This window comes from Mesorhizobium sp. M7A.F.Ca.CA.001.08.2.1 (genome assembly GCF_003998455.1).
In the GTDB taxonomy this organism is placed as follows: domain Bacteria; phylum Pseudomonadota; class Alphaproteobacteria; order Rhizobiales; family Rhizobiaceae; genus Mesorhizobium; species Mesorhizobium ciceri.
Genome location: NZ_RZPW01000188.1, coordinates 1 through 9,102, shown reverse-complemented (window position 1 = coordinate 9,102; position 9,102 = coordinate 1). Strand labels below are relative to the sequence as shown.

General features: G+C 62.3%; 10 protein-coding genes. 4 read left to right on the top strand and 6 right to left on the bottom strand.

Translation table 11 applies throughout. The features are described from left to right. A partial coding sequence (locus tag EN914_RS13670) for an HlyD family secretion protein (RefSeq protein WP_164778735.1) occupies positions 1 to 505 on the bottom strand: 505 nt, incomplete at its 3' end. Between the two features lie 132 nt (positions 506 to 637). On the opposite strand from EN914_RS13670, the gene EN914_RS13665 reads away from it, so the two are divergent. After that, complete coding sequence (locus EN914_RS13665) at positions 638 to 1,372, top strand: TetR/AcrR family transcriptional regulator (RefSeq protein WP_024502093.1); 735 nt, start codon at positions 638 to 640, stop codon at positions 1,370 to 1,372. 91 nt (positions 1,373 to 1,463) lie between these two features. Here the strand turns inward: EN914_RS13665 and yihA are convergent, their stop codons facing one another. The 3 genes from yihA to EN914_RS13650 form a co-directional block, all read right to left on the bottom strand. Beyond that, positions 1,464 to 2,123, bottom strand: a complete 660-nt coding sequence (gene yihA, locus EN914_RS13660) for a ribosome biogenesis GTP-binding protein YihA/YsxC (RefSeq protein ID WP_024502094.1) — start codon at positions 2,121 to 2,123, stop codon at positions 1,464 to 1,466. Continuing rightward, complete coding sequence (locus EN914_RS13655; RefSeq protein ID WP_024502095.1) at positions 2,120 to 2,758, bottom strand: CatB-related O-acetyltransferase; 639 nt, start codon at positions 2,756 to 2,758, stop codon at positions 2,120 to 2,122. The genes yihA and EN914_RS13655 overlap by 4 nt, the downstream gene beginning before the upstream one ends. Before the next feature lie 122 nt (positions 2,759 to 2,880). Further along, on the bottom strand, positions 2,881 to 3,195 hold the full coding sequence (locus tag EN914_RS13650; RefSeq protein WP_024502096.1) for a hypothetical protein: 315 nt from the start codon (positions 3,193 to 3,195) through the stop codon (positions 2,881 to 2,883). Positions 3,196 to 3,373: 178 nt separating this feature from the next. On the opposite strand from EN914_RS13650, the gene EN914_RS13645 reads away from it, so the two are divergent. From EN914_RS13645 to EN914_RS13635, 3 genes are read left to right on the top strand one after another with little or no spacing between them, the layout of a single operon-like run. Next, entirely contained in the window at positions 3,374 to 3,838 is a 465-nt protein-coding gene (locus EN914_RS13645; RefSeq protein ID WP_013528500.1) for a MarR family winged helix-turn-helix transcriptional regulator, read from the top strand. Then, positions 3,831 to 5,123 (top strand): HlyD family secretion protein, encoded by a 1,293-nt coding sequence (locus tag EN914_RS13640; protein ID WP_024502097.1) that lies wholly within the window; start codon positions 3,831 to 3,833, stop codon positions 5,121 to 5,123. The genes EN914_RS13645 and EN914_RS13640 overlap by 8 nt, the downstream gene beginning before the upstream one ends. After that, on the top strand, positions 5,120 to 6,661 hold the full coding sequence (locus EN914_RS13635; RefSeq protein ID WP_024502098.1) for a DHA2 family efflux MFS transporter permease subunit: 1,542 nt from the start codon (positions 5,120 to 5,122) through the stop codon (positions 6,659 to 6,661). The genes EN914_RS13640 and EN914_RS13635 overlap by 4 nt, the downstream gene beginning before the upstream one ends. Positions 6,662 to 6,846: 185 nt before the next feature. Here EN914_RS13635 and EN914_RS13630 read toward each other — a convergent pair whose 3' ends face one another. Beyond that, the gene (locus EN914_RS13630; RefSeq protein ID WP_013528503.1) at positions 6,847 to 7,407 is read right to left on the bottom strand and encodes a fasciclin domain-containing protein; all 561 of its coding nucleotides are present in this window, start codon (positions 7,405 to 7,407) and stop codon (positions 6,847 to 6,849) included. A gap of 177 nt (positions 7,408 to 7,584) precedes the next feature. Next, a partial coding sequence (gene yidC, locus EN914_RS13625) for a membrane protein insertase YidC (RefSeq protein WP_127389122.1) occupies positions 7,585 to 9,102 on the bottom strand: 1,518 nt, incomplete at its 5' end.

Sequence of the window (9,102 nt, the reverse complement as noted above, 5' to 3'; positions counted from 1 at the left end):
GGTCGGCGACCTTCTGCGCCTGGGCCTGCTGCAGCGAGGCGCGGGCCGCGTCGGTCTGGGCGTCGATACGGTCGAGCGTCTTGCTCAAGGTGGCGATCTGCGCCTCGGCCTGGGCGACGGCAATCTTGTAATCGCCGTCATCGACGACGAGCAGCGGATCGCCGGCCTTGACCAGCTGGTTCTCGCTGACCTTGACCTGATCGACATAGCCGGAAATCTTGGGCGAGATGAACGCCATGTCCGCCTGGACATAGGCATCGTCCGTCGAGATCATGAAGCGGCCCGTTGTCCAGTAGTCGTACCCATACCAGGCGCCGGCGCCCAGCAAGGCAATACCGATGACCGGCAGCAGGAAGGAACGCACCGAACGCTTCTTCCTGGCCGGAGCCTCTGCCGGCGGCGACGAGACGGGCTGGACAGGCACTTCCGGTGCTTCCGTCGCTGGCGCAACCTTGGCGTTGGGGAAGGGACGGACTTCGGCAGTGGTCGGCGCGTTCGAGGACATGACATCTCTCTAAAGTTATAATATAATACTGAACCGTTCGGTTCGATCCGGCCGTTGACATAGCGCGTAAAGAGGACCATATCAAGGGCAATCGAACCGCTTGGTTCGAATTATTTTCGAGGTGTGACTTTCATGACCGAGACCCCGCCCAATGTCGAAAACGAGTCGTGTGACGACCTGTTGGAAAGCTTGCGCCGTGGCCGCCCGGCCGCGGGGCAGGATCCGGCCAAGCGCAGCCAGATCATCGACGGCGCCCGTCGTGTCTTCATCGACAAGGGCTTCGAAGCCGCCTCGATGAACGACATCACCCGCGAGGCCGGCGTCTCCAAGGGTACGATCTACGTCTACTTCGCCAACAAGGAAGAGCTGTTCGAGGCGCTGATCGAGGAAGAGCGCGGCACCATCTTCAAGAACATGTATGACGTGCTGGACAATGCCGACAACCTGCGCGAGACGCTGGTGAAGTTCGGCAAGGTGCTGGCTCTCAAGATCACGTCGGCCAAGGTCGTCCAAGCGCAGCGCACGGTGATCGGGGCATCAGACCGGATCCCCGACATGGGCGCGCGTTTTTACGAGCGCGGTCCCAAGCGTGGCCACGACAAGGTCGCGGCCTTTCTCAATGCCGCCATCGAGCGCGACCTGCTGCGCATCGACGATGTCGATCTTGCCGCCTATCAGTTCACCGAACTGTGCCTGGCCGGTCTGTTCCGCCAGTGCATCTTCGCCTACCGCACCAAGGCCCCGACCCAGGACGAGATCGACCACATCGTCAGGTCAGGCGTCAGCATGTTCCTGAAGGCCTACGGCACCGAAAGACTTGTGGCGGAAGAAGGCCATCAGACGATTGCTATCGAGGCCAAGCCCTAGCCCGACCATGCTCTAACTCTTTGTTTAGACGCAATTCTGGACGGAAAACCGCTTCACACTTTTCCTAGAATTGCTCTAAGGTGCGGATGCTTTAGCCGCCATTGGCGGCAAGCACGATGGCTGCCTGCAATTCCTGAAGGCCCTCGGCCTTTTCAGAAGAGGTGGCCAGCACGAACGGGAACGCCGCCGGCCGCTTCTTGATCTTTGCCAGCGTCTCCTCGATCAGCCTCGGCACGCCGGCAGTCTTGATCTTGTCGGTCTTGGTCAGCACGATCTGGTAGGACACCGCCGCCTTGTCGAGCAGCGACAGCACTTCGTCGTCCTTGGCCTTGATGCCATGACGGGCGTCGATCAGCACATAGACGCGTTTCAGCGTGACCCGGCCCTTGAGGTAATCGAAGACCAGCTTGGTCCACTCGTCGACCTTCTCCTTCGGCGCGGTGGCGTAGCCGTAGCCGGGCATGTCGACCAGCGCCAAGGGCGGCAGGTCGGCGCCCTCGCCCGAAAATCCATCCGGCACGAAATAGTTGAGCTCCTGCGTGCGCCCCGGCGTGTTGGAAGTGCGCGCCAGCCCCTTCTGGTTGACCAGCGCATTGATCAGCGACGACTTGCCGACATTCGAGCGGCCGGCAAAGGCGATTTCCGGCGGCCCTTCCGGTGGCAGGAACTTCATCGCCGGCACGCCGCGGATGAAGATCCACCCTCGCGTAAACAGTTCGGTGCCGATTATGCTGCTGTTCAGAGCGTTCAAGCTGCTGCCTCCAGAAGAGAAATATTGGCACCCCGGATAGCATCGAGGTTGCGGCTGACCTTGTCTACCGGCCAGTCCCACCACGCCACCGCCAGCAGCCGCCTGATTGTCCGGTCGTCGAAACGCATCTTTACCACCTTGGCCGCGTTGCCGGCGACGATCGCATAGGGCGGCACGTCGTGCGTCACCACCGATTTCGCAGCGACGATGGCGCCGTGGCCGATTTCCACCCCGGGCAGGATCACCGCCTCCATGCCGATCCAGACGTCGTTGCCGACGATGGTGTCGCCGCGCACCTCCTTCGACCAGGTCGCCGGATCAAAACCCTTTTCCCAGCCATGGCCGAAAATATTGAACGGATAGGTCGAAAAGCCGGACATGGCGTGGTTGGCGCCGTTCATGATGAAGCGCGCGCCCTCGGCGATGGCGCAGAACCTGCCGATGATCAGCTTGTCGCCTATGAACGGATAGTGATGCAGGATGCATTTCTCGGCGAATTTGTCCGGCCCGTCGGGGTCGTCATAATAGGTGAAGTCGCCGATCTCGATGTTCGGCGCGTTCACCAGTCCCTTGAGGAAGCCGACGCGGGTATGCATCGGGATCGGGTGCTTGATGTCTGGGTTGGGTCCGTCCATGTCGAAATCCGTCAGAGAAATGGCCGCCAGGTGCATCCGAAACTCAAATGCCCGTTCAAAATAGCGTGATCCGCCCTATAGCACCAATCGGGCGACGAGCGAGCTTTCCTTGACGGCCTTGCTCATTTGCTGCCGCGGCAAATCACGATCGGATCGGACAGCGCACTGTCGAAACCGCTGCCCTGATAGACGGTGACATTCGTGGCGCCGGGCGGCAGCATGAAGCTGCCTTCGACGATTTTCTGGTCGCCGGCCGGCATGTGGAGAGCCCAGCTATAAGTGCAAAACTGAGGCGGCGCCTGGGGTTCGACGTGGCTGCAGTTCAATTGCGCGCCACCCAGCATGGCGGCGCCGCCGCAACTGACGGCGCCCTTTGCGAGCGCAATGCCCGGCCATCCCGCAATGGCCGCCACGGTCGCGATCTTCAGCCAATTCATCGTCGTATCCTTGCCCGGCAACAGCCCGCTACCTGAGCCTTTGGGTGGGTCGCAGCCCATGCGTCATTTTTTCCAGGCGGGCTTAGTCCGTCTTGCGCACCGCGTCCAGCAAGATTATGTGCATGATGATAATAAGCATGCTCACTAACAGTTGCGCCGAAAAACTCCAGTACCTCCCATGCCATCGTCACCCAACATCAGCTTCGTGCTGCACGATGTCGCGCGCCTGCTTCGAAAGCGGTTCGAGCAGAGGTCGCGGGCATCGGGGCTGACCCGCGCCCAGTGGCAGGTGCTGGCCTATCTCAGCCTGCATGAAGGCATCCACCAGAACAAACTGGCGGACCTGATCGAGATCACGCCGATCACGCTCGCCCGGCTGCTCGACAAGATGGAAGCAAGCGGCTTCATCGAGCGCCGGCCCGATCCCGCTGACCGCCGGGCATGGCTGCTGTACCTGAAGCCGCAAGCCCATCCGCTGATCGAAATCATGCGCGGCAATGGGCGGAAGACGCGTGACGAGGCCTTTGTCGGCCTTTCCGCGGATGCGCAACTGCATCTGCTGCAAACCCTATCCCTCATCAAATCCAATCTGCTCGCGGCTTGCGCCCAGCCTGCCGCCGACCGGGAGAAAACACATGGCTGAATCAACCTCACCAAAGAAGCCTGTCGAAGAAGACGGATCCGCCGCCGACCGGGCGCGCGACCAGGTCATCCGGCTGGACAGCGAACGCGAGCAAAGGCGAGCCAGCACCGTCATCGACAATGACGAGCTCGAAGCACCGGTCGCCCTGGAGCCGGCGGCGCTCGAGGCTCCGTCCAAGGAGCCACGCCAGGCCGGGGTTGCGGTGGCGCCTCCGGCGCCGGTCAAGCCCAAGCGCGGCCGGGCACGGCCGATCCTGTTTGCCCTGCTTCCGTTCGCGCTGGTCGTCGGCGGCTATTACTACGTCATCGGCGGCCAGGTCATGACGACCGACAATGCCTACATCCAGGCGCAGTCGCTCGGCGTTTCCACCGATGTCTCCGGCACTGTGTCCGAGATCGACGTGCACGAGAACGAGGCGGTGAAGAAGGACCAGGTGCTTTTCCGGTTGCGGCCGGCCTCTTTCGAAACCGCTCTTGCCGCCGCCCAGGCACAGCTCGGCACAGTGCGCAACCAGGTGCTGACCTTGCAGGCGAGCTACCAGCAGTCGCAGGCGCTGATCGAGCAGGCGCAGGCCGACATCCCCTATTACGAGGCCGCTTTCCAACGCCAGCAGGATCTGCTCAAGACCTCCACCTCCTCCAAGGCGACCTTCGACAGCGCCCAGCACGACCTCGTCGCCGCCCGCCAGAAAGTGTCCGTTGCCCAAGCGCAGGCACAGGCGACGCTTGCCCAGCTCGGCGGCGACGCCAGCCAGCCGGTGGAGAAGAACCCGTTCTATCTCCAGGCGCAGTCGGCGGTGGACGACGCCCAGCGCAACCTTGCCGATTCCATCGTCAAGGCGCCATTCGACGGCATCGTCACCAATGTCGACGCGCTTCAGGTCGGCAAGTACCTGCCGGCTTCGCAGCCGGCGTTCAGCCTGATTTCGGCGACCGAGCTGTGGATCGCGGCGGAGCCTAAGGAAACCGAACTGACCTATGTGCGGCCGGGACAGACGGCGACGATCAGCGTCGACAGCTATCCCGGTGCCGTCTGGCACGGCAGGGTCGCCTCGATCAGCCCGGCGTCGTCGTCGAGCTTTTCGCTGCTTCCGGCGCAGAACACCACCGGCAACTGGGTCAAGGTCGTGCAACGCATTCCGATGCGCGTGACGGTGGACGATCTCCAGGGCAAGCCGCCGCTGCGCGGCGGGATGAGCGTCGTGGTCGGCATCGATACCGGCCATGCGCGCGGCCTGCCGGACTTCGTGACGGAGCTCCTCGGTCGGTTCGGACAAAAGTCATGACCGGCGCGTCCGCGACAGGTGGCGTGGTCGCCAATCGCGGCGCCATCACCGCGTGCGTGATCCTGGCCGTGATCATGCAGGCGCTGGACACCACCATCGCCAATGTGGCGCTGCCCTATATCCAGGGCAGCGTTTCGGCAAGCGCCGACCAGATAAACTGGGTGCTGACGTCCTACATCGTCGCGGCGGCCGTCATGACGCCGCCTTCAGGCTATCTTGCCAATCGCTTCGGCCGCAAGCGCATCCTGCTGATCTCCATCACCGGCTTCGTCGTCGCGTCGGTGCTGTGCGGCTTCGCGCAGTCGCTGCCGCAGATCGTCGGCTTCCGCCTGCTGCAAGGCCTGTTCGGCGCAGCCCTGGTGCCGCTGGCGCAGAGCATCCTGCTCGACATCTACAGCGTCGAGGAGCGCGGCTCGGCGATGGCGCTGTTCGGCGTTTCGGTGATGGTCGGGCCGGTGCTCGGGCCGGTCATCGGCGGCTGGCTGACCGAGAATGTCAGCTGGCGCTGGGTGTTCTACATCAACGTACCGATCGGCGCGCTGGCTTTCGCCGGCGTCTCGATGTTCGTCCAGGAAACCAAGACGGACCTCAAGGCCAGGCTGGACTGGCTGGGCTTCGGCATGCTCAGCGTCACCATCGCGTCGCTGCAGATGTTCCTCGATCGCGGCGAGCAGCTCAACTGGTTCTCGTCGTCCGAGATCATCGTCGAGGCGCTGATCTGCGCGTCGGCCTTCTACATCTTCCTCGTCCACACCTTCACCGCCCGCAACACCTTCGTGAACCCGCGGCTGTTCCTCGACAGGAATTTCGCCGTCGGCATGATCTTCATCTTCATCATCGGCATCACCTATCTGGCCTCGCTGGCCCTGATGACGCCCTATCTGCAGACGCTGATGGGCTATCCGGTGGTGACGGCCGGCATCGTCATGGGGCCGCGCGGTCTCGGCACCATGGCTTGCATGTTCCTGGTCGGCAGGCTGATCGGCAAGGTGGACACACGCTGGCTGCTTCTAACCGGCCTGCTGGTCACCGCCTGGGCGATGTACGACATGACCGGCTGGACGCCTGACGTCTCGCAATGGACGATCATCAGCACCGGCTTCATCCAGGGCGCGGGCCTGGGTTTCCTGTTCGTGCCGCTGACCACCATCACCTTCGCCACGCTGGCGCCGGAGCGGCGCGCGGAAGGCACCGGCCTGTACAATCTGTCACGAAACATCGGCTCCAGCGTCGGCATCTCGGTGGTCACCGCGCTGTTGACGCAGAACGTGCAGATCAACCACGCCAACATCGCTACCTATGTGACGCCCTACAACCAGGCGTTCAGCAATCCGGCGATCTTCCATGCAATGGATCCCTACAGCGCCGCGGGCCGCGCCGCGCTCGACGGCGTGGTCACGCTGCAGGCCACGATCATCAGCTATATGAACGACTTCAAGCTGATGATGATCCTGTCGCTTGCCGCCATTCCGCTGGTTCTGTTGCTGCGCAAGCCGGCGACTCCGGCCAAGATCGACCACAGCGCCGTGATGGAGTGACGACGCTCGAAACTTATCCGGCTGCACAGGCAGCAGCCAAAAAGAAACCGGGGTCCTGTGAGGGACAGGACCCCGGCCGATGCCGATACGACTTCCCAAGAAACATGGCACCTCGTCATGAGGCGGGGATGGCAGGCCCGAGAAAGCCCCAACGGACCTGCCTTGATCCCCTTTGCCGAAAGCCGTTACTTCGGCAACAACACCTTGTTGACGACATGGATGACGCCGTTCGACTGGTTGACGTCGGCGATCGTCACTCGCGCCTCGCCGCCTGACTCATCCATGATGTAGAGCTTGCCCTTCTTGACTTCGGCGGTCAGCGTGTCACCGGAGACGGTCTTCATCTCGTACTTGCCGCCCATCGCCTTGGCCTTCTTCATCATCTCGGCGCCGGAGATCTTGCCGGCCACGACATGCGCGGTCAGCACCTTGGTGAGCTTGCCCTTGTTCTCCGGCTTCAGCAGCGTGTCGACGGTGCCCTTGGGCAGTTTCGCAAACGCTGCGTTGGTCGGGGCAAAGACGGTGAACGGGCCAGCGCTTTGCAGCGTGTCGACCAGGCCGGCAGCCTTGACCGCAGCGACCAGCGTCGTGTGGTCCTTCGAATTGACGGCGTTCTCGACGATGTTCTTGGTTGTGTACATCGGCGCGCCGCCGACATTCGGGTTCTTGGCATAGGCGGGCGCGGCAATCGCCACGCCGGCGACGAGTGCGGAAAGGGCGATGATCCTGAATGACGGCAAGCGCATGTGGTCTTCCTCCGTGTGAGGGCTGATCGGAATTGATAGCCTTTGGAAACGCACAGGCAGTCACGCCGCCGAGGGGGCGCAAGTTTCGCCGATCACGGGAACGTGATGCCGGAGCTGCTTAAACGAAAAGCCCCGCGCGAGGCGGGGCTTTGAAGGCTGGAGAAAGCGCTGCGCATTCTATTCGGCCGGTGATGGTTTCTTTCGGAACAGCGCGACCAGATTGTCCCACAGCTCGATCTTGGCGCCCTGGCGCTTCATGATGATGCCCTGCTGGAGGATCGACAGCGTGTTGTTCCAGGCCCAGTAGATGACCAGGCCGGCCGGGAAACCCGCCATCATGAAGGTGAAGATGACAGGCATCCAGGTGAAGATCGCCGCCTGCGTCGGATCCGGCGGCGTCGGGTTCATGCGCATCTGCAGGAACATGGTGACGCCCATGATCAGCGGCCAGACGCCGATCATCAGCATGTGCGGCAGGGTGACCGGGATCAGGCCGAACAGGTTGAACAGCGACGTCGGATCGGGCGCGGCCAGATCCTGGATCCAGCCGAAGAACGGCGCGTGCCGCATTTCGATGGTGATGTAGAGCACCTTGTAGAGCGAGAAGAAGACCGGGATCTGCAGCGCCACCGGCCAGCAGCCGGCAAGCGGGTTGATCTTCTCGGTCTTGTACAGCTCCATCATCGCCTGCTGCTGCTTCATCTTGTCGTCCGCGTATTTCTCGCGGATCTCGAGCATTTTCGGCTGCACCTTCTTCATGTTCGCCATCGACGCGTACGACTTGTTGGCGAGCGGATAGAAGATGGCCTTGACGATGACGGTGGTGGCGAGAATGGCCAGGCCGAAATTGCCGAAGAATTTGTAGAGCGTGTCGATCAGCCAGAACATCGGCTTGGTGATGAAGTGGAACCAGCCCCAGTCGATCAAAAGGTCGAACCGCTTGATATGACGGTCTTCCGCATAGGCGTTGATCTTGCCGACTTCCTTGGCGCCCGCGAAGATCTCGCTCTCCACCGTCGCCGACTGGCCGGCATCGACGGTGATCGGGTCGGTGAGGAAGTCGGACTGGTAGCGATGGCGGCCGTCCTCGAAATAGGCATAGCGCGGCTGGAACGGCTGCTTCTCGGTCGGCACCAGCGTCACCGCCCAGTATTTGTCGGTGATGCCGAGCCAGCCGTCGGTCGACTTGCCCGGCGTGAACTGCTTGTCCTTCTCGATGGACGCGTATTTGTGTTCCTGCAGGCCTTCCGTGCCGGTGAAGCCGATCAGGCCCTCATGCAGCACATAGGTGCTTGCAACGAGCGGCTTGTCGAAGCGGGTGACGCGGCCGTAATTGGACAGCGAGACGGCGGCCGTGCCGGCATTCTGCACCGTGTCGGACACCGTGAACATGTAGTTGGTGTCGACGGAAAAGGTGCGCTTGAAGGTCAGGCCCTTGTCGTTCGAATAGGTCAGCGTGACCGGGGTCGTCGGCGTCAGTGTCGCATTGCCGTCGACAGCCCACACTGTTTCGGGACCGGGCACCGCGCCGGTCTTGTCGTTGCCGACGAAGCCGATCTCGGCATAGTAGCCATTGGGCAGTGCCGCCGGGTTGAGCAGGCTGATCTCGGGCGAGTTCTTGTCGACCGTCTCGGTGTAGTGCTTGAGCTTGAGGTCGTCGAGACGGGCACCGGTCAGGTTGATCGAACCCTCGAG